The 19,979-nt window shown below is 59.1% G+C and carries 20 protein-coding genes and 2 tRNA genes; 8 read left to right on the plus strand and 14 right to left on the minus strand.

What is annotated here, in order from left to right:
- Window positions 1–29: 29 nt before the first annotated feature.
- Window positions 30–578 carry a hypothetical protein gene (locus tag HDF09_RS04300; RefSeq protein ID WP_183761910.1) on the plus strand — a complete coding sequence of 183 codons (549 nt, stop codon included), beginning with the start codon at window positions 30–32 and terminating at the stop codon, window positions 576–578.
- On the opposite strand, the gene HDF09_RS04305 is transcribed toward HDF09_RS04300, so the two are convergent.
- From HDF09_RS04305 to HDF09_RS04320, 4 genes are all read right to left on the minus strand, one after another.
- Window positions 572–1,618: a UDP-glucose--hexose-1-phosphate uridylyltransferase gene (locus HDF09_RS04305; RefSeq protein ID WP_183761913.1), complete on the minus strand. Its 1,047-nt coding sequence runs from the start codon at window positions 1,616–1,618 to the stop codon at window positions 572–574. The genes HDF09_RS04300 and HDF09_RS04305 overlap by 7 nt on opposite strands.
- The gene (gene galK / locus HDF09_RS04310) at window positions 1,615–2,790 is read right to left on the minus strand and encodes a galactokinase (protein WP_183761916.1); all 1,176 of its coding nucleotides are present in this window, start codon (window positions 2,788–2,790) and stop codon (window positions 1,615–1,617) included. The genes HDF09_RS04305 and galK overlap by 4 nt, the downstream gene beginning before the upstream one ends.
- Window positions 2,791–2,863: 73 nt before the next feature.
- On the minus strand, window positions 2,864–5,446 hold the full coding sequence (locus HDF09_RS04315) for an ABC transporter permease (protein ID WP_183761919.1): 2,583 nt from the start codon (window positions 5,444–5,446) through the stop codon (window positions 2,864–2,866).
- Complete coding sequence (locus HDF09_RS04320) at window positions 5,446–6,168, minus strand: ABC transporter ATP-binding protein (RefSeq protein WP_183763337.1); 723 nt, start codon at window positions 6,166–6,168, stop codon at window positions 5,446–5,448. The genes HDF09_RS04315 and HDF09_RS04320 overlap by 1 nt, the downstream gene beginning before the upstream one ends.
- Before the next feature lie 170 nt (window positions 6,169–6,338).
- Here HDF09_RS04320 and HDF09_RS04325 point away from each other — a divergent pair, with 170 nt between their 5' ends.
- Complete coding sequence (locus HDF09_RS04325; RefSeq protein WP_311718640.1) at window positions 6,339–6,971, plus strand: arylesterase; 633 nt, start codon at window positions 6,339–6,341, stop codon at window positions 6,969–6,971.
- A gap of 3 nt (window positions 6,972–6,974) precedes the next feature.
- On the opposite strand, the gene truB is transcribed toward HDF09_RS04325, so the two are convergent.
- Genes truB through HDF09_RS04350 form a run of 5 tightly spaced genes read right to left on the minus strand, consistent with a single transcriptional unit; the run spans window position 6,975 to window position 10,473 of the window.
- Window positions 6,975–7,847, minus strand: coding sequence for a tRNA pseudouridine(55) synthase TruB (truB, locus tag HDF09_RS04330; protein ID WP_183761925.1), 873 nt, complete (start codon window positions 7,845–7,847; stop codon window positions 6,975–6,977).
- A 19-nt stretch (window positions 7,848–7,866) separates the two neighbouring features.
- Entirely contained in the window at window positions 7,867–8,475 is a 609-nt protein-coding gene (folE, locus tag HDF09_RS04335) for a GTP cyclohydrolase I FolE (protein ID WP_183761928.1), read from the minus strand.
- A gap of 14 nt (window positions 8,476–8,489) precedes the next feature.
- Entirely contained in the window at window positions 8,490–8,918 is a 429-nt protein-coding gene (locus HDF09_RS04340) for a 6-carboxytetrahydropterin synthase (protein ID WP_183761931.1), read from the minus strand.
- A complete protein-coding gene (locus HDF09_RS04345) occupies window positions 8,915–9,325 on the minus strand; it encodes a 6-pyruvoyl trahydropterin synthase family protein (protein ID WP_183761934.1) in 411 nt (136 codons plus the stop codon). The genes HDF09_RS04340 and HDF09_RS04345 overlap by 4 nt, the downstream gene beginning before the upstream one ends.
- A 56-nt stretch (window positions 9,326–9,381) precedes the next feature.
- Complete coding sequence (locus tag HDF09_RS04350) at window positions 9,382–10,473, minus strand: glycosyltransferase family 2 protein (RefSeq protein ID WP_183761937.1); 1,092 nt, start codon at window positions 10,471–10,473, stop codon at window positions 9,382–9,384.
- A 30-nt stretch (window positions 10,474–10,503) separates the two neighbouring features.
- On the opposite strand from HDF09_RS04350, the gene HDF09_RS04355 reads away from it, so the two are divergent.
- The 4 genes from HDF09_RS04355 (at window position 10,504) to HDF09_RS04370 (ending at window position 13,026) form a co-directional block, all read left to right on the plus strand.
- Window positions 10,504–10,986, plus strand: a complete 483-nt coding sequence (locus HDF09_RS04355; protein ID WP_311718645.1) for a TlpA family protein disulfide reductase — start codon at window positions 10,504–10,506, stop codon at window positions 10,984–10,986.
- A gap of 147 nt (window positions 10,987–11,133) precedes the next feature.
- Window positions 11,134–11,394 carry a hypothetical protein gene (locus HDF09_RS04360; protein ID WP_183761940.1) on the plus strand — a complete coding sequence of 87 codons (261 nt, stop codon included), beginning with the start codon at window positions 11,134–11,136 and terminating at the stop codon, window positions 11,392–11,394.
- A 64-nt stretch (window positions 11,395–11,458) separates the two neighbouring features.
- A tRNA-Arg gene (locus HDF09_RS04365) sits at window positions 11,459–11,535 on the plus strand.
- Window positions 11,536–11,784: 249 nt separating this feature from the next.
- Complete coding sequence (locus HDF09_RS04370) at window positions 11,785–13,026, plus strand: glycosyltransferase WbsX family protein (RefSeq protein WP_183761943.1); 1,242 nt, start codon at window positions 11,785–11,787, stop codon at window positions 13,024–13,026.
- 57 nt (window positions 13,027–13,083) lie between these two features.
- Here the strand turns inward: HDF09_RS04370 and HDF09_RS04375 are convergent, their stop codons facing one another.
- From HDF09_RS04375 to HDF09_RS04385, 3 genes are read right to left on the minus strand one after another with little or no spacing between them, the layout of a single operon-like run.
- On the minus strand, window positions 13,084–15,336 hold the full coding sequence (locus tag HDF09_RS04375; RefSeq protein WP_183761945.1) for a xanthine dehydrogenase family protein molybdopterin-binding subunit: 2,253 nt from the start codon (window positions 15,334–15,336) through the stop codon (window positions 13,084–13,086).
- A 10-nt stretch (window positions 15,337–15,346) separates the two neighbouring features.
- On the minus strand, window positions 15,347–16,354 hold the full coding sequence (locus HDF09_RS04380; RefSeq protein WP_183761948.1) for an FAD binding domain-containing protein: 1,008 nt from the start codon (window positions 16,352–16,354) through the stop codon (window positions 15,347–15,349).
- 13 nt (window positions 16,355–16,367) lie between these two features.
- Window positions 16,368–16,970 carry a (2Fe-2S)-binding protein gene (locus tag HDF09_RS04385; protein WP_311718647.1) on the minus strand — a complete coding sequence of 201 codons (603 nt, stop codon included), beginning with the start codon at window positions 16,968–16,970 and terminating at the stop codon, window positions 16,368–16,370.
- A 232-nt stretch (window positions 16,971–17,202) separates the two neighbouring features.
- Here HDF09_RS04385 and HDF09_RS04390 point away from each other — a divergent pair.
- Window positions 17,203–17,279, plus strand: a tRNA-Arg gene (locus HDF09_RS04390).
- A gap of 69 nt (window positions 17,280–17,348) precedes the next feature.
- On the opposite strand, the gene HDF09_RS04395 is transcribed toward HDF09_RS04390, so the two are convergent.
- On the minus strand, window positions 17,349–17,729 hold the full coding sequence (locus tag HDF09_RS04395; protein WP_183761953.1) for a hypothetical protein: 381 nt from the start codon (window positions 17,727–17,729) through the stop codon (window positions 17,349–17,351).
- Window positions 17,713–18,453, minus strand: a complete 741-nt coding sequence (locus HDF09_RS04400; RefSeq protein ID WP_183761956.1) for a GNAT family N-acetyltransferase — start codon at window positions 18,451–18,453, stop codon at window positions 17,713–17,715. Before HDF09_RS04400 ends, HDF09_RS04395 begins: the two co-directional genes overlap by 17 nt.
- A gap of 251 nt (window positions 18,454–18,704) precedes the next feature.
- Between HDF09_RS04400 and HDF09_RS04405 the strand changes: the two genes are divergently transcribed.
- The gene (locus HDF09_RS04405) at window positions 18,705–19,979 is read left to right on the plus strand and encodes a Fe-S-containing protein (RefSeq protein ID WP_183761959.1); all 1,275 of its coding nucleotides are present in this window, start codon (window positions 18,705–18,707) and stop codon (window positions 19,977–19,979) included.

A 19,979-nucleotide genomic window follows, 5' to 3' on the forward strand; every position in this document is an offset into this window, starting at 1 on the left:
TTTTATTAGTCTGTATTTGGATCATCGGGATGGCAGGTACGGCTTTGGCCCAGGCGATCTCCGGGGGACCGACCCATAGCGGAGATGCCGCGTTGACCTATCATTGGGTTCATACGAACGCCCCTCCGAATGGAGGATGCGGATGCTTTCCGTTGAATGGCGGCGGCATCTCCGGCTCTTGGAACTTTGGAGGACGATTGGCCGCGGTTGCCGAGTTCAGCGTTGATCACACCAGCAATGCGCTCTCTTCCAGCAGATCGCTGACGCTGACTTCCTATCTTGGTGGCGCCCGTTATCGCCTTCCTCGATTCTGGAGGCATGGGGATCGCGCCCTTGAGCCGTTCGCCCAAGTGCTCGTTGGAGGGGCGCATGCAGGCGGTGGAATGGCCGGTGTGGCCGATGGCACCTCTGCTTTTGCCGGTCGCCTCGGTGGCGGAGTCGACCTGCCGTTGACCATGGGAATCTCTGTTCGCCTTATCCAGGCGGACTACTATATGACCAGTTTTAATAACTCCGCAGACAATCGCCAGAACAATATTCTATTGGGCGCTGGAGTTGTGCTTCACTGGCTTCACTGAGTGGAAGCTCGCAGACTCGCTTGACGAAGGGTCTCGGCGGCGGATTCGGGTGTGATGTCCCGCTGCGGAGAGCCTAGTAGTTCGTAGCCAACCATAAACTTTCGGATGGTGGCCGATCGAAGCAGAGGCGGGTAAAAGTGGGCGTGAAACTGCCACTCCGGATGCTCCTCCCCGTCGCATGGAGCGGGATGCAGGCCCATGGAGTACGGGAACGGAGTGTCGAAGACCTGATCGTAGGTTGCGGTGACCGCGTGCAGGATGGCTGCGAAGTCTGATCGCTCTTTCTCTGCGAATGCCTGCAGAGTGGCGACGTGGCGGCGCGGCAGGACCATCACTTCGAAGGGCCACACAGCCCAGAAGGGAACGACCGCGAGGAAGCTCTCGTTCTGCGACACAACGCGTTCGCCCCGCGACTCTTCCAGCTTTTGGTACTCGCACAGGAGAACAGCATGATTTTTTTCGAGGTATTCGCGCTGGCCGGCGAGCTCTGAGATGACCTCGTCGGGAATCGAACGGCTGGCCCAGAGCTGTCCGTGGGGATGGGGATTACTGGCCCCCATCATGGCCCCACGATTTTCAAAGATCTGAACGTAGTTGATGTCGTCGCGTGCGCCGAGCTCTGCATACTGTTCGCTCCAGACATCGACGACGGCGCGAATCTCGGGTACGGACATCTTCGCCAGTGTGAGGTCGTGGCGCGGGGAAAAACAGATGACGCGGCATACTCCGCTCTCTCCCTCGGCAAGGAGCAGGCCTTTGCTGCCTTCATCGCTCGAGAACTGCGGGGCGTCCGGCTTCAATGCGGCGAAGTCGTTTTCGAAGACGTAGGTGCTGGCGTATTTGTCGGTTCGCACTCCGCCTGCGCGTACGTTTCCCGGACAGAGATAGCAGGTTGGATCGTAGGTCAGTGCGACCTCTGTGGTCTTTGTCTCGGTTTGCCCTTGCCAGGGGCGCTGTGTGCGATGGGGAGAGACCAGAACCCACTCGCGCTTGAGGGGATTGAATCGCCGGTGAGGATTCTGCTGCGCTAAAGGAATCACTCGACACCGCCGTTTGCCGCCATGGCGAGCGCTCCGTCGGAGGGAGCACTGATGAAGCACTGCGCGGAGATTCCGGTCTTTGCTGCATACTCGTCTTTCAATGTTGCGACGAATTGTTCCGCCGCCTCTGCGCGAACGACATTCACGGTACATCCTCCGAATCCGCCCCCGGTGATGCGAGCGCCGAAGCACCCTGGCTGCTGCATGGCGATCTCAACCAGCGTATCGACCTCTTTACAGCTTGCGGCAAAGTCATCGCGCATACTTTTGTGAGCCTCAACCATGATGCTTCCAAACTGCCTCATATCTTCGTGCAACAGCGCCTCCCGAGCATCTAAAACGCGTTGATTTTCTGTGATGATGTGTTTGCATCGCGCGAAGCTGGCGGCGGACATCTTGCTTTTGCAGGCTTCGAGATCTTTCAGTGTTGCGTCACGAAGCAGTTTTACGTGTGGCCGCTCGTGTTGCAGGACGGCCTGGCCAGACTCGACCTCGTCGCGCCGGTCTCCATATTCGCCGGTTGCCACAGCGTGTTTCACCATCGAGTTGCAGATGACCACACGCACCTGGTCCGGCAAGGGGAGAAGCTCGAAGGTGAGGGAGCGGCAGTCGAGCAGCATCGCGCGATGCGCTACGGCACCCGCGACGACGAACTGATCCATGATGCCGCTCTTTGCGCCGACGTACTCGTTTTCGGCGCGACGGCAGAGGTTTGCGAGTTTTTCGAGGGGCAAGTTCGCTCCTGCATGGGCCAGGAGTGCCAACGCCGTCGCCACTTCGACGGAGGCAGAAGAGCTTAGTCCGGCTCCCAGAGGGACGTCTCCTGCGAGAGTCATATTGAAGCCACTTACTGCGATGCCCTGCTGTTGGAGAGACCACACAACGCCTGCGGGATAGTCAGACCAATGCCCCTTCGGAGTGCGCTCCAGGGAGGCAACTTCGTACGAGGCTTCTTCGTCGTAGTTTGCCGAGTAGAAAACGGCGCGTTGGTCTTCTCTCTTACTGAGGACGGCGGCGGTTCGAAAGTCTATCGCCATGGGCATGACCAGGCCGCCGGTGTAGTCGGTGTGCTCGCCGATCAGATTGACCCGAGCCGGAGCTGCGAAGAGCTTACCCTCGAGACCGAATCGCAGCTGATGAAGGCGCAGCGCCTGTTCGTTGTATGTCATCATTCACAGTACCTGCATCCCTAACGTTATTGACAAGATCATCTCACATACGTGTACGTGCACGGAAGGCTTTTAATCACTCTTCGCGAAGGACTTCCAACGGTTTTTTTCCCAGAATGCGGTGACTCGCAACCCAGCCGGTTGCGACGGTGAGGGCAGCTGTTCCGAGAAGTGCGCCCAGCGTCCAGAACCACTGGAAGTGATAGCTGACTGTGAGTCTTGTGAGCAGCACTCGTGCGATGATGTTCGCGAAGAGTATGCCGACGATGCCGGCGACGAGCCCCAGGACGGCGAATTCGATGGAGAATACGGTGGCGATGCGCGCTCGAGTGGCACCCAGAGTCTTGAGGACGACGACCTCGCGGATGCGGCGATAGCGGGTTCCGGCGATCGAGCTGGCGAGGATGACGATGCCGGCGAAGATGGAGAACGCTGCGAGAAACTGGATCACGTAGGTAATCTGGAGGACGACTGCTCTTACGGTCTCTAGCGCCTGGGCTACGTTGATGACGGTGACTGTGGGGTAAGAGTTGTAGAGTGCCCGCTGCAGCTCACCTACGCGGTTGGGGTCGGCATGGACGCCGCCATACCAGACGACCGGCAGCCCGGCGAGGGCAGGTTGCGGAAGGATAAACTCCGCTCGCGAGTAGGCATGTTGGCCGTCCGATTTGGTGAGAGCGACAACCGTTGCGACGAACTGGGTGTCTTGTGCGGCGAAGGTGATGTGCGAGCCGACATGAACGCCTAGCCTGTCCGCCTGACGTTTTTCTACGGCGACGACCGGGCGCTTTTCGTCTGCGGACCACCAGTTTCCTTCTACCGTCTTGGTTCCGGGAGGCGAGGCGGCAGACCAGGTCAGGCTGATCGATCGCAACATTCGCTTTGGGAAGTTCTTCAGCTTCGCCTCGTTTGCGGGGACACCGTCGATGTCGACGATGCGGGATGAGACGACGGGAAGGAGCTCCGGCGGTGCAGTGACGCTGGGCTGTGACTTTAGCAGCGTGCGAATTCCGTTGATCTCTTCGTTAGTGATATCGATCAGGAAGACGTTGGGAAGGTTGGGCGCGGCGGATACGTGGAGCTCCGTGACAACGGCCTGCTGGACGAGATAGACCGTCATGATCTGCATCACACCCAGCCCGAGTGCGGCCAGCAACGCAGCAGAGGGATTGCCTGGACGATAGAGGTTTGCGAGTCCATGACGAAGCGAGGACGGTAGATGGAGGCGGGTTTTGGTGAGGAAGAAGCGGAGTCCGGCGAGCACAGCTACCGAAGCGAGTAACAGCACCGCGAGGACGGCTACCAGGCCAAACGAGAAGACCTCGCCAACTACGAGCGAATCGCTCAGTGTGGTTGCTATGGCGGCGAGTCCTGCGAGGATGAGTATGGCAGCCGCGACTTGTGCGAGATTTTTTGTGATCTTGCGCCACGCTGCAGTCACAAATGGGTCATCGTTGTCTTCGACTGCCCGGCGAAGAATCAGGATGGGACGGACTCCGCGGATATCGAGCAACGGAGGCAGGGTGAAGAGAAGAGTCGTGAGCAGGCCGGCTGCGAGTCCTGTGATGACGGTGCGAAGCTGGAGGTGAAGCTCGGTGTCGACGTGAATGAGCCGGGCCAGCAGGTGGGGAAAGCTGAGCTGCACCGCGACGCCGAAGGCTACACCCAGCAGGCCTCCAGCCAGCCCCAGCAAGAGCGTCTGCAGGAGGTAGATTTTGATGATCTGGCCTGAACGTGCGCCGAGCGACTTCATGATTGCGATGGTGTCCAATCGCTGCTGCAGGTGAGCTCGCATCGCCATGGCGACACCAATCGCGCCGAGCACCAGGGCCACGAGGCTCATCAGCGACAGGAGACTTGTGGCGCGGTCGAGACCTTGCGTGAGCGCCGGGTTGGTCTCGCGGTAGTCAATAATTTGTGCCTCTGGAAGGAGCTTTTCTAAACGCACTTTCAGGTCGGCTACGGCTTTGTCGGAGATGGGTGCACCGTTAGTCGGCGGAGGAACCTTGAAGAGATAGCGCTGTCCGGCGTGGCTTCCGGGTGCGAGAAGACCGCTTGCGTCCAGGCCCTCCCGTGAGATGAGCACGCGTGGACCAGCTGCGAAGTTGCCTGAGAGACGATCCGGTTCATTGACGACGACCGACCCGATGCGAAAGAGCTGCTTGCCGATCTTGAGTTGATCTCCTATTTTGACGTTCAAGCGAACGAGGAGATCGTCAGCCACTGCAACGGTGTTGGCGTCGAGTACGGTCTTCAGTTGGGCGGACGGGGCGAGTTCGACCTGTCCGTAGAACGGGTACTTTGCGGGATCGACCGACTTGAGCGAGACCAGTAGCGGATCGAGAGTCTTCGCGGAGGACGCCATCGAGAGCAGTTCGGTGACGGGGGTGATCTCGACGCCGGTTGCTGCGATCTCGTCCAGAGCCTTTTGCTGGTCCGGCGTTGGCTGCTGGAACATTCTCGCGGAGAGATCGGCGGCCATGATGCTGCGAGCTCGATTGAGCAGAGTGCTGCGGAAGGACGAGGAGAAGCCGCGTACTCCGGTGAGTGCGGCGACGCCGATGGCGACGGAGAGGATGACGAAGAAGAACTTTCCGCGGGAGGAGTGCATCTCGCGGGCGGCGATCTTCGCGGCGGAGCGATAGGAGAGGGTCGCCATCAGCCCTCGGTCAGGGCGGCTTCGCGGGAGGTCTCGGCCGGGGTGGGATTGATCTCGTCGGCAATGATCAGGCCATCACGCAGAGTGATTCGCCGATTCGCGTAGGAGGCGAGCACTGGATCGTGCGTGACGAGGACGAGGGTTGTGCCTTCGGTGCGATTCAGGTTGAGGAGAAGTTCGAGCACGTGGGCGCCGTTGGTGGTGTCGAGGTTTCCAGTGGGCTCGTCGGCGAGGACGATGGGCGGGCGGAGGATGAAGGCGCGGGCGAGGGCTACTCGCTGCTGTTCACCGCCGGAGAGCTGGACGGGGTAGTGGTCCATGCGGTCGCCGAGGCCAACGCTGGCGAGTAGGTCACGCGCGCGGGTGAGGCCACTTTCTTTGGTGTCGTGGTTGAGCTCGTGCGGCAGGAGGACGTTTTCGAGTGCTGTCAGCGTTGGGATCAATTGATACGACTGGAAGACGAAGCCGATGGTCTTGCCGCGGACCTGGGCGAGCTTGTCCTCTGGGAGATAGCTGATTGCGGTGCCGTTCAGGTGGACGTTCCCGGCGCTGGGGGTATCGAGCCCTGCCAAGAGGCCGAGGAGCGTGGACTTTCCGCTGCCGCTCGAACCCATGATGGCGGCGAACTGCCCGCGTGGAATGGTGAAGTCAAGTCCTTTGAGGATGTCTACCGTGCGGGGACCATTGCGGATCGACTTGCGAAGACCTTCGACGGCGATCATGGGAGTTGGTGATGTCAACTTCGGGGACTCTCCTTCTTCGGCAACAGTTTTGTTACTTTGTAGAGATGCGGAGAACAGTATCTGTAGCTATTCTAGCGGTCTTGTCTCTCTTGGTAGTGGCGCTTTCGCAGAGTGGCTGTCGCCCGGATAAAACGACGAAACCGTCTGAGGTGGCGGATTCGAGTCAGCCAGCTGCCGAAAGCGCGGCTCCGGATGCAGCTTCCCTGCCCTCACCGGCAGCCACGAACGATAAGCGGCCGGTCATCGTCTGCTTCGGCGATAGCCTGACTGCCGGATATGGAACTGACCTCGGGCAGAGCTATCCTGACTATCTTCAGACGGATCTGACCGCCGAAGGATATAACTACCGCGTCGTTAACGAGGGGATTAGCGGCAATACCACCAAGGACGGTGTCGATCGTCTCGACCGGGTGCTTGCGCTGAAGCCGGTGGTGGTGGTGGTTGAGTTTGGCGGGAATGATGGGTTGCGCGGCCTTCGCATTGAAGACTCACGCACAAACCTGGATAGGATTGTTGGCACCCTGAAGGCCAGTGGCACGAAGGTCGTTCTCGCGGGAATTACTCTGCCGCCTGACTACGGCCCCGATTACATTAAGCAGTTCAACGACACCTACGCGATGCTCGCAACGAAGTACCACGTGCCAATACTGCCGTTTCTGCTGAAGGGCGTCTTCGGCGTGGAGGGGATGATGCAGGCTGATAGAACTCATGCGACGAGTGCGGGGAATCAGATCGTGGCGAAGAATGTGCTGCCTCTTGTGACTCCTCTGCTGAAAAAGTAGGGCCTAGCCGAGGACGACGATGGGTTGCATCAGCGTGCCGGCGATGCGGCGGGCGATTGCGAGCAAGTCTGTCGGAGTGGTGAATACCTTGATCAGTGGAGCCTGCGAGAAGTCGGGGAGATTGACCTGCATTCCGTTTCGCAGGCGACCGGCGAGCTGATCGTCCACGGTGACAGAGGGCATCTCGGGGAGCAGCGTGCGCGGGTGCGGCAAGAGCGCCTCAAGTTCGGCTAGCGAGGCAGTCTTCAATTGGTCGATGGTGATTGCGTGCTCGAGAGAGAATGCTCCGGCACGCGTCCTTCGCAGGGTGGAGAGATGCGCTCCGCAGTCCGCCAACTGGCCGAGTTCGTGGGCTACGGAACGGACGTACCCGCCGGCAGAGACAGACATGACAAAGGATGCAGTGTCGCCTTCGAGAGAGGTTAGCTCGAAGTTGTGGATCGTGATGCGGGCCGGCTTCACCGCGACCTCCACACCGGCTCTTGCCAGCTTGTGGGCGGCGACGCCGTTGATCTTCTTCGCGGAGAAGATTGGGGGAACCTGGTCTAACTCTCCGTGAAATTTTTTGCTTAGTGTTTGCAGCTCTTCCAGCGTCTGGCGCAGGGGAAGCACCTCGCCCACTGGTGTTCCGTCTGCGTCGAAGCTGTCGGTTGCGAAGCCGAAGCGGATGTGGCCTGTGTAGTGTTTGTCGGCCTGCCCGAAGAACTGCGCCAGGCGTGTGTATTTGCCGAGAAGCAGCGGCAGGACACCGGTGGCCATGGGATCGAGAGTGCCCAGATGGCCGATGGACTTTTCGCCAGTGGCCCGGCGGACGATGGCGACGACGTCGTGCGAGGTGATGCCGGAGGGTTTATCGAGAACAAGGAGACCATTCATGCAGTCTCCAGTTTAGCTGCTAGAAGCCGCTTCCCTGCCGGCGAACGAGAGAAAGGAATTCGTTGCGCGTCTGGAGCTGCGTCTTGAAGACGCCGAGCATGGCGGAGGTGACGGTGGAGGAGTGTTGCTTTTCGACTCCGCGCATCATCATGCAGAGATGTTGCGCCTCGAGAATCACGGCTACGCCCTGCGGGTGAATTGCATCGGTGATGGCTTCGCCTATCTGACGGGTCAGTCGCTCCTGAACCTGCAACCTTCGGGCGAAGACATCGACGAGACGCGGGATTTTGCTCAGTCCGATGACCTTCCCGTTTGGGACGTACGCAATGTGTGCCTTGCCGAAGAAGGGTAGAAGGTGATGCTCGCACTGCGAGAAGAACTCGATGTCTTTTACGATGACCATCTCGTCGTAGTCGACATCGAAGAGAGCCTCGTGAAGGACGTCGGTGATGTTCATCGTGTAGCCGCGCGTGAGAAATGCCATGGACTTCTCCATGCGCTCGGGGGTACGTAGCAGGCCATCCCGGGTGGGATCTTCTCCGATACGGAGAAGCAATTCGCGGTAGAGATCCTGGGTTGAAACGGTGTCGAGCAATGCTGGCTCAATTGTGGCCAAGGTGCGTGCCATAGGACGGGCCTTTCTTAGATCGTGCCTGGCGTTGGTGTCGCGTCGCCGGCGTAGTCGAACGAGTTGTTACTCGTCTCCTCAACGTGAACCCGCTCCAGGTGGGCGGCGGGAAAGCGTTGAAAGATGCGGTAGATCTCGATACTTAGATTCTCCGTCGTGGAGACCATATTCGCAAAGCAATTCAGGGTGTTCAGGTTCATGTGGTCGAATCGGGCGAGAAGATTTGTTTGTGCAAAGGCGTCAAGCTCCGCAAGATTGCAGACCATTCCGGTGGACGGATCGACCGGACCGCTCATGGTTACCTGCACGGTGTAGTTGTGGCCGTGGCCGTGGGGATTGTTGCACTTCCCAAAGACTGCACGGTTTTTCGCGGCGTCATACGCCTCGGTATGGAGGCGATGGGACGCGCTGAAGTGGTAGCGGCGATTGAGATGCGCGTTCATGGTTCTCCATAATAGTCCGCAAAGAGATCGGGCATCTCGTAGACGCGGACGCGGTGCAGCCTGGCGTGGGGAATCTTGTTGTCGAGACGCTGCCAAATAGCGATGGCAATGTTCTCGGTCGTGGGGATGGTGGTTTTGAACTCGGGGACTTCTAGGTTGAGATGGCGATGGTCGTAGACGCTGACGACCTCGCGCTCGAGGATGTCCTTCAACTCTTTTAGATCGACGACGAAGCCGGAGGTGGCATCTACCGAGCCTGCGACTGTGACTTCGAGCGTGTAATTGTGACCGTGACCGTTGCGATTGGCACATTTACCGAAGATGCGTTGATTCTCTTCAGGCGACCACGCTTCGTTCCAGTAGAAGTGGGCGGAGGAGAACTCGGCTTTGCGGGTAAGAAAGATCATCGTTATTCCTGTGGTTAGACGTGTTTATGGGATTCGCGGATGCAAACCCATGGTAACTAGGGGGCCGTGTTGTAGTTACGTCCCTTCCAGAAGACGTTTTTCTTGAAGCGATGACGGCTGACGCTGCGTAGAAGAAGATAGATGAAAAACGGAGCTCCGAGGATCGAGATTGCGATGTCCAGTGCCGGGAAGTTGGAGCGCGCAACGCGGGAGTAGAAGCGCCAGAGCGTCCTGACCCAGATGAGAAGGATAACGTTTCTCTGCCAGGACTGCAGCCAGTAGAGGCCAAACGCCGCAACGGGCAGGCCGAAGAAGAGAAGAACGTCGAGGATGCGCCACAGGGCGAGGGCGACGGGCTTTGGGAAGAGGAGGGCGAGGTTTTTTGTCCAGCCTTCGATCATCTCGGAGGTGGTCCAGTACATCCGCGTGGCGAGTGCCTCGGGGGCGTAACGGAAGCGGATGGAGCGGGAGCCGCGCTTGATGTTCTCGGCCAGGGCGACATCCTCGAGAATGTTCTTGCCGACGGCACGATGTCCGCCGATGGAGAAGTATGCGTCGCGTTCGACGAGGAGAAACTGGCCGTTGGCTGCGGCGAGGCGGCTGGCGGGATCGTTGATCTGCTTGGAAGGATAGACGGAGGCTAGTTCAGAGAAGACTAGCGGCATAACCGCGTGCTGCCAGAAGCCGGTGACGACCTGGCGGGGCGAGTAGGAGAGCAGAGCTGCGTCATGGCGGTCGGCTTCGCGGAGGGAGCGGGAGATGTCGTTGGTCTCGTGGATGGTATCTGCGTCGGTGAAGAGGAGGTATCTGCCGCGTGCGGCCTGTGCGCCGGTCCAACAGGCGTTGGTCTTGCCGGTGAATCCCCCATTGCTGCCGAGGTCTAGTGGTGGCGCGTCGAGGACGAGGACGCCTGCGTGGGTGGCGGCGGCTTCGACGGCGAGGGCGCGGGTGTTGTCGGTTGAGTCATCGTTGACGACGATCAACTCCCACTGTTGGCCGAGGAGGAAGCCGGGCTCAGACTGGCTCAGGATAGAAGCAAGACAGGCGGGCAGCGAGCGCTGCTCGTTGCGGGCGGGAATGATGACCGAGAGTTCGAGGTCGGGTGCTTCGGTAGAATTCGGATGCTGCGCGGGGTCGGTGTCGGTCACGACTTCGTATTATAGGAAGTGGAGTGACTTGTGCGTAGATTGTTGATGAGTGCGGTGTTGGGATCGCTACTGGTGGCGGGGTGCGACCGGGGCAGCCATCCCGGGAATATTGATAAGCCCGCGCCGCAGTTTGTGATGGGGGACGGCATCCGGACGGTCGATTTGAGCAAGCTGCGCGGGCGGGTGGTGGTGCTGAATCTATGGGCCACCTGGTGCGCGCCGTGCATCGAGGAGCTGCCGAGCCTGCTGGCGCTGCAGAGGCAGATGCCTGAGCTGGCGATCGTCGCGGTGAGTATGGACCAGGACCCGGATGTGTACAAGCGATTTCTGGTGGACCATCACGTCGACCTGTTGACTGTTCGCGACGAAGATCAAAAGGTGAATGCGCTGTATGGGACGGTGCAGATTCCTGAGACCTACATCATCGATAAGCAGGGCGTGTTGCGGCGGAAGTTCATCGGCGCGCAGGTGTGGACCAGCTCCGAGATCACCAGCTATCTCTCGAAGATGTGAGAGCGAATGTCGGCCCGTTGCAGCTGAAAATCTTCCATTTTCGTAAAATTAACGCCTAACCTCTGAATCCGTATCCTTTCGAGCCGCAAAGGAAAATTTGGCGGAGAGAACGGAGCGGGTGACGCCGTCACTGATATCATCGAAGCCATGACACAGCTTGATGTTCTTTACCGCTATGGAGTTCCGCCGACCGAAGCCTCCGTCGTGGCGATGGCCAAGATGCGCGAGGTGTACGGTGTTCGCCACATGGCGCTGGACGAGGGGAAGAAGACGGTGCGAATCGAATACGACGCGACCCGTTTGACCGAGCCTGTGATCTATGAACTGCTGCGCCGTGCCGGATTGGATATTGTCGAGACGGTGCCTATGTTCACAGTACCCCCGCCACCTGAGCCTGCGGCGGCCTAGTTGCTTTGAGGACAGTTTCTCCGGTATTTTTAGGATGCTCTTGTAAGTCACTTCCCTGTTTTGCGCGCCCGTAGCTCAGCTGGATAGAGCATTTGGCTTCGAACCAAAGGGTCGGGAGTTCGAATCTCTCCGGGCGCACCATACCTGTCAATTGATTAGGCATCCATCTGCTGATTAGGCATCCATCTGCCGCTGCATTCGTATCCGTGCCTGGCGGCATTGAGACGGCGATCGTCGCAGCGCGCTGTGGGGTCATATCGCGTCGTCAAAGGGCCTTGAGATCTGCAGCCGTTTGACTTGCTCTCGGTTATGAGAATCTAGATCGTCGGCTCCTGCTTTCTGCGTGGGGGTCTGTATAGGTTTCCCAACCTCGAATGGAGCGTGTCTTAAATGTCGACCCAAAGCCGCAGGACGTTTATGAAGAGTATGGCGTCAAACGCAATAGCGCTTTCCGTTGCGAAGAGCGGGATGGCGCAGTCTCGAAGTCATCGCGAAAACGAGAAGTACGTAGTTGCCGCTTACTACTTCGGCAACTATCACCAGGACTCACGCAACGATGTTGCCCACGGCAAGGGATGGACCGAGTGGCAGCTTGTGAAGGACGCTCGGCCGCGCTTTGCCGGACACAAACAACCCAAGGTTCCGCTCTGGGGCTATGGGGATGAGTCTGATCCAAAGGTCTTTGAACAGAAGATCCGTGCAGCTGCTCATGCGTCGATCTCCGCCTTCATCTTCGATTGGTATTGGTATAACGACGGCCCATTTTTGCAGGGGGCTCTCGAAGGGGGTTATCTACGCGCGACCAACCGCGCAGAGGTTGAGTTTGCCATCATGTGGGCGAATCATGACTGGTTCGATTTGCATCCTGCGAAGTTGACGGCTCCGCCACACCTTCAATATCCAGGGGAGGTCACGGCTGCCACGTTCGACAAGATGACAACCCATATCGTCGATGCCTACTTCAGCCAGGACAGTTATCTCAAAGTCGATGGGTGTCCCTACTTTTCCATCTACGAGCTGTATCGATTTGTTCTCGGAATGGGTGGAGTTGAGAAAGCTGCGGCAGCGCTGCAACAGTTTCGCGAGAAGGTGAAGGCAGCAGGATTCCGAGACCTGCATCTCAATGCGGTTACATGGGGTGTTCAGCTCTTACCGGGTCAGACGGAGGTGACAGACCTGAAGGATCTGCTCGCGCGTTTGAACGTCGATAGCACAACCTCGTATGTATGGATCCATCACGCACAGCTGGCAAAATTCCCCAGCACGGACTATCAGGATCTGGCTTCTGCTTACGAAGTCTATCGAGCTACGGCGTCCGCCAAGCTGGGAAGACCCTACTACCCGAACGTTTCGATGGGGTGGGACTCCTCGCCCAGGGCATGTCAATCTGACATCTATACCCAATCGTCGTATCCCTTCATGCCAGTAGTGCAGGGGAACACACCGCAACGATTTGGCGATGCCCTTCGCTCTGCGAAGCAGTTTCTTGACAACTCCCATGACCTTAAAACAAAGCTGCTCACTGTGAACTCATGGAACGAATGGACCGAGGGGAGCTATCTGGAGCCCGATACGGAACACGGGTATGCCTACCTCGAACAGATCCACGCGGTCTTCGGCAAGAAGGCTTGAATCTCGCTTGCGCGGTGCGGATTCGGTGTTCGTCTACGCCGCTGCGAGGACGACGGATCAGGCGAGATGCGTGGTTTTGCTCGCCGGAACGAGTAAGTCCTCGATACGCACCGGGAGATCACGCACGCGAATACCTGTCGCGTGATACACCGCATTGGTAATCGCAGAGGCGATCCCGGCCAGCCCGATCTCTCCGACACCTCGAGCGCCGAGGGCGTTGAGCTGATAGTCCGGATAGTCGAGGAAGGTGACATCGATCTCCGGCGTGTCCGCGTTCACGGCAACGACATAGTCGGCGAGGTTGTTGTTGATCGGAGCACCCGAGCGGGCGTCGTACATCGTCTCTTCGAACAACGCCATGCCAACACCCATCACCACTGCGCCTTCGATCTGATTGCGGGCGGGCCGCGGATTCAAGATGCGGCCGGCGTCGATGACCGTAACGACACGGCTGACGCGAAGGCGCGCGATTTCTGGTTGCCAGGTCACTTCGGCAAACTGCGCACCGTAGGAGTGGAAGGAGACCTTGGGCTTTGCGGCTCCAAAGGTACTGTCAGACTTGCCTGTGCCAGAGACTGAGTTGACTTTGGCGATCCTCAGAATCTCCGCCATCGGCACTGCGCCTTGTTGTTGTCCCTTCAGGCGAACCGTTCCATCGATGAGTTCGAGTTCCTCCTGCTTCTTGCCTTTGAAGGGCGATCCGTCAGACTTGATCGCTGCGAGCAAGAGCGCTTTGCCCGCGTTCTGCGACGCCGCAAGGACTGCCGGTGTCATGGACGCCGTGACCCACGAGCCGCCCGAGATTGGCCCCGGTGGAAGCGAGGAGTCGCCGAGTACAACATCAATCCGGTTAACCGGAATGCCGGTCTCGTGGCTGACGACCTGAGCCATGACGGTATAGGTTCCTCCGCCGATGTCCTGCGTGCCACAGGCGACACGCGCTGAGCCGTCCTGGAGAAGTTCGACTGTCGCCTCCGTCTCGATTCGCGCCGCCAGCCACGAGCACGCGGCCATACCCCAGCCCAGCGTCAGACCGTCACGCTTCATCGAGCCGCTCTCGGGAGTACGCCGCGCCCAGCCGAACTTCTCGGCCCCAACCGTCAGACACTCCTTCATGTGGCGGGAAGAAAATGGAATATTCAGGCTCTCGTCCAGCGCCGGCTCGTTCTTCAAGCGCAGTTGCACGGGATCCATCTTCAGCGCGATCGCCAGCTCATCCATCGCCGACTCCAACGCGAACAATCCCGGCACTGCGCCTGGTCCGCGCATCGCCGTTGGGTTGCCGACGTTACGGCGAACCAGGCCTCCGGTGACAAGCAAGTTCGGGGTGCTGTAGAGGAATGGCGTGATCTCTCCGCAACCTTCGTCGTAGTCATCGAGCATTGACGTGTGGTTGACGTAATCCTGTTGCACCGCGGTCAGCTTGCCATCGGCGTCGGCTGCGAGCTGGATTCTCTGGTCTATCGCGGGCCTGTGGCCGACGCTCTCGAACATCATCTGGCGGCTTACCACCAGCTTGACTGGACGCCCGAGGTTGCGTGCACACGCGGCGGCCAGCAATCCATGGGGCCACGGCCACAGCTTGCCCCCGAAACCCGATCCCAGGAACCGGGTAATCACCTGCACCTGCTCTGTAGGAACGCCCAGCATCTGCGCCATCACATCGCGATGGTTCACCACCGCCTGTGAGGTCTCGTACAACGTATATTTCTTACCGTCAAAGACCGCAACGGAGGCGTGCAACTCGATGGGGTTGTGGGTCTCGACGGGAATCTTGTAGACCGCATCAACCTTTACTTTCGCCGCTTTCAATGCCGCAGCTGTATCTCCACGCTTGCTCTTTTCGTCAGGCTTGTCGGTCGTGAGCGGCGTTCCGAGCAGCTTCTCGCCGGTGTCCGGCTTCTCTTTGTTGTAGGTCACCTTCACACTCTCCGCCGCGGCCCGCGCCTGTTCGACGGTCTGCGCTACGACTACAGCGACATACTGGCCGTAGTAACGAATCGTATCGTCCTCAAGCGGAGGGCGCTTCTCATCCAGGATGAGCGAGAAGCCGGTTGACGGGGGCACGCGGTAGAGCTTCCCGATGTTCTCCCGATGGTAGACAGCGACAACGCCGGGCATCTTCTCCGCTCCGGTCGTGTCCATGTGTGCGATCCTTCCGTTCGAGATCGTTGCGCAGACCGGCCATGCGTAGAGCAGGCCCGGAAAATTATGATCTGAGGCGTACATTGCCGAGCCGCTCACCTTGAGCGGGCCATCGATCCGCGGCGTTGCGACGCCAATCACCTTCGACTCGGTTACCTGATCCATCGTCGTCTCCTTAGGCGCTTTGACTCGCCTGTCCCATCGCGTGCGTCAGGCAGCGTTTTGCCAGCTCTACTTTGAATCCGTTCTGGCTCTGAGGTTTTGCGCCACGAAGCGCAGCCTCTGCTGCGGTCAGGAAGTTGGCGGAGCTTGCAGCCCTTCCAAGAAGTGCTTTCTCAGCTTCTGTAGAGCGCCACGGCTTCGTTCCAACCCCACCCATCGCGACGCGAATGAATTCGATCTTGCCGCTTGCATCCTGCTTGATCACAATCGCCGCCGAGGCCAGCGCGAACTCATAGGAGGCACGATCGCGCAGCTTCAAGTACACGCTCTTTGCGCCAACAGGCATCTTGGGAAGCGTGATATGGGTCACCAGATCGCCCGGCTCCAACACAGTCTCCCGCTGCGGGGTAGATCCCGGAACGACGTAGAACTCCGCAATCGGCACGGCCCGCTGGCCTTTCACTCCCTCGATATGAACCACAGCATCGAGCGCCATCAGCGCGACGTTCTGGTCGGAGGGATTAGTCGCAATGCAGTGTTCGCTCGTCCCCAGGATCGCAAGCATACGGTTGTAGCCACCGATCGCGGAGCAGCCAGAGCCCGGCTCCCGCTTGTTACATCCAGTCGCCGTATCCCTGTAGTAGACGCAGCGTGTCTTCTGAAGCAGGTTGCCTCCAGTCGTCGCCATGTTGCGCAACTGCGGCGAGGCACCAGCCAGCAGCGCCTGCGATAGAACCGCATACTGCTCCTTCACGGTCGCATCCTGAGCCACGTCCGCGTTCCGTGCAAGAGCTCCAATCTTCAGTCCGCCGTCGGCAGTCTTTTCGATCCGATCCAGCGGCAGACCGTTGATGTCGACCAGCCGATTCGGCCGCTCGACGTTCAGCTTCATGTAGTCAATCAGGTTGGTGCCGCCCGCGATGAATCGCACCTCTGCACCATTCTGCGCGGTGGAGGACTTCGCCTGAGCCTTCACTGCGTCCGGGATCGTCTGTGCCGTCACCAGTTCGAAGAGTTCCATCGCCGATCTCCTCCTATGCCATTCGTCGAACTGCCTGGACGGCTGCAACGATGTTGGGGTACGCTCCGCAGCGGCAGATGTTGCCGCTCATTGCCTCCTTCACATCGCTATCCCCTGTACCCCATGGCTCCTTCACCATGGCGACGGCGGACATGATCTGTCCGGAGGTGCAATATCCGCACTGAAAACCGTCGTGCTCCACAAAAGCAGCCTGCATGGGGTGCAGGTGGCCGGGTTGGCCGAGGCCTTCGATGGTGGTGATCTCGACGTTTTGCTGCATGCCCGCAAAGGTAAGGCAGCTGTTCACGCGCCGGCCATTGATATGCACGGTGCATGCGCCGCATTGCCCGTGGTCGCAACCTTTTTTAGTGCCGGTCAGATGCAGCGTCTCGCGCAAGGTGTCCAGCAGCGTCGCACGTGGATCAATCTGAACCGAATGCGTCTGGCCGTTCACCTTGAGAGTCACCGGCATGGTTCCGGGAATCGCCTGAGTTTGAGGAGCTGTTCGCTCCTGCGTCTCGGCTATCGCAGCGGAGACGGCTAGCGGAGTGACTGCTGTCGCCGCCGTAGCAACACCCGCGGCTCCCATGTGGGACAGAAAGGATCTGCGGCTCAACTTGCCTAAAGAAGATGCCGGTTCTTTTGCGTCTCTCGCATCTGCGTCTCTCTCATCAATGGCCAAGCTCCACCTCCGGACACGTGCTCTTCGAACGTACGAAATTATGTTCATAATACGGCGACATCTCAACCGCCACCAACTTCTCCCGACATTCTCTTACGGACTGCGCCCGGCTTGCCGCAGCGAGCGAAATCCTATATCTTTAAAAGGTTGCAACCCCACGCAATGTGCGCCCGTAGCTCAGTTGGATAGAGCATTTGGCTACGAACCAAAGGGTCGGAGGTTCGAATCCTTCCGGGCGCACCATTCAAAATCAAAAATTCAGAGTCGAGCTTTGCCGCAGCCACGGATTCTTCCGCGGAGAGCCTGCTGTTCCTAGTCGAATCGACGGACACGTTTGTATTCGTCGCGGGCGAGCACGAGGATCAGTCCAAAGATGACGCCGAGGGTGTCTATCATGACGTCTGACCACTCCAGCGGATTGTTGTAGATTGCGTGCTCCAGAAACTCCAGAAGATATCCGAAGGACACGACCATCGCGGCCAGGGCGAATCGAGACCAGAGCGAGGTTACGGTGCTGACGAGCAGAAGAGTCAAGGTAAAAAAGGCCAGCACATGGCCCACGCGATGGTAGTGCCCGGTTGTGTGTAGCAGAAGCTTGTCGTGGTTGGGCAGGAAGGACAGGACGCCAAGCAACACCATCGAGACGCAACCCAGAACAATGACTGCGGAGCGGCGCTTACGTTCTTCCAACATATTCTGATGGTCTCATTCCTTTAGCCTTGCACGAAATACGATGGAGCAGGACTCTGCGGGCCTCGACGAATCCCATTCGAAGGTAGAGCTGGATGGCGCGATGGTTGCCGGCGCTGACATGGAGCCAGGAGACCGCTCCGTCGCGACGGTGCCTTCTTACAAGATGCCAGATGAGATTTTCGGCATAGCGCTTGCCGCGATGATCGGGGTGTGTGCAGATTCCGCTGATCTCAGGATAGCTCTCCGTCGGGCCGTCGAGTTTGAGTCGCTCGCCCCCCATGGCGATAAGTTGGCCTTCAGACCGGACCCCGAAGTATGAGCCCATCTCGCAGGTTCTGCTGCGAAAGAAACCCGGAAATGCGAGGTCGGTGAGGGCTACCATCTCGGGCGCCTCCCGGCCCGAAAGCGGGACGATCTCGACCCTTGCGGCAGGCGGCTCGATCTTCGCGGGAAGGACCATCTGAAGACACTCGAGCGTCTGTTCGAAGACGAGTTGCGTCGGATGGGGGTAGCTTTCGGCCGCGATCCAGACCGATTCGCCCGGCACGAGAAGGGAGTGAAGCTGCAGGAGCGCTGCTTCGGTCGGCGAAGCAACGGCGGCAAAGGGCGCGACATCGGCAGGATAGCGGCAGGCTTCCCCGGCTGAAATCGCGAAGTGGCGATGCTTCGTGTGGAGGGCGGTCCACACTGGATTTGCGAAGAGACTCTCGGGCAGATCGAACATTCTTATAGAGAATACGGCGTTTCCACAGTTTGGCGGTATCTCTCCGAGCCGGCGAGTTCGGGGATCTCTCCCTGCGATTGTTACTGGCCCAAGAAAATCGCGGCTGATAATCGAGCGCCTTCGATTGACGACCAATTTAGTCCTCATTACACTAGATACTGGAACGAGGAGTTGATCCAGCCTCGTGGAGATGGGCTCGGGGCCGGTGGTTGCAGGCCTGCCGGAGCGCCGCCAGGGAAGAGAAAGACGTTATGTTGCAGGCATTTATCATCACGCTCCGCGAGGGGGTCGAAGCATCGCTGATCGTCGGCATCGTCTTCGCCTACCTGTCCAAGATCGGCCGGCCCGAGCTGAAGCGGACGGTCTTCTGGGCTCTCGGTTCGGCCATCGCTGCCAGCGTCGCAGGCGCAGTCGTGATCGCCCGGAGCCAGTTCAATACGGACATCTTCGAGGGTTGGGTGATGCTGGGCGCCGCCGCCTTCGTCATCAGCATGATCTGGTTCATGCACAAGACAGCCCGCACGATGAAGGGATCGATCGAGGAGAAGATCTCCCAGTACACCCGCCCGGCGGGCGTGTCGAAGGCGGGGCTGTTCTTCTTTGTGTTTCTTCTGGTCCTGCGCGAGGGCGTCGAGACGGTGTTGATTCTTTCGGCCGTCACCCTGAACTCGACCGAGTTGCTGAGCTTTACCGGAACGCTGTTGGGGATCGCAGTTGCCGTTGTGTTCGGAGTGCTGTTCATACGCGGCAGCGTGAAGATCAACCTGCAGCGATTCTTCCGCGTCACCACCGTCATACTTTACTTCGTGGCGTTCCAGCTGATCGTCAGCGGCCTGCATGAGCTGAGCGAAAATGGCGTGCTGCCGTCGAGCCCGACCGAGATGCGCTTGATCGGCCCCATCGTACGCAACGATCTCTTCTTCTTCGTCACGATGCTGGCGTTAGCCGGACTGATGATGCTGTTGGAGTACAAGCGCCGCACACCCGCCGTGCTAAACGCGAACGCGACCCCTGCCGACAAGCGGCGTGCCGAGTGGACCCAGCGCCGCGAGAAGATGTGGATGACCGCGGTCGTTGCGACGAGCTTCGTCTTCATCTTTCTCTCCACGGCTGAGTTTATCTACGCAAAGAGTTCCACCGCCCTCTCCCCCACGGCGGCGGTGACGCTGGTGGGTTCGCAGGTGACGCTGCCTACGGCTGATGTCAACGACGACAAGCTGCATCGCTACGGCGTGCACCTGGACGACGGCAAGGGCGGGAATGTAGAGATTCGATTTCTGCTCTTCAAGAAGCCCGACGGAAACATCGTCTCCGTCGCGGACGCGTGTCAGATCTGCGGGCCGGTTGGCTTCTACATCGGCGACCAGGGGATCACCTGCAAGATGTGCGCTTCGCCTTTGAACGCGTCTTCGATGGGACAGAAAGGCGGGTGCAATCCCATCCCGCTGAAGTCGACCGTGGGTGGTGGACAGCTGATCATTGAGGCTGCGGATCTTCGGTCGCTCGCTCCGGTCTTCGAACGATGA

The organism is Edaphobacter lichenicola, assembly GCF_014201315.1.
Lineage (GTDB): Bacteria > Acidobacteriota > Terriglobia > Terriglobales > Acidobacteriaceae > Edaphobacter > Edaphobacter lichenicola_B.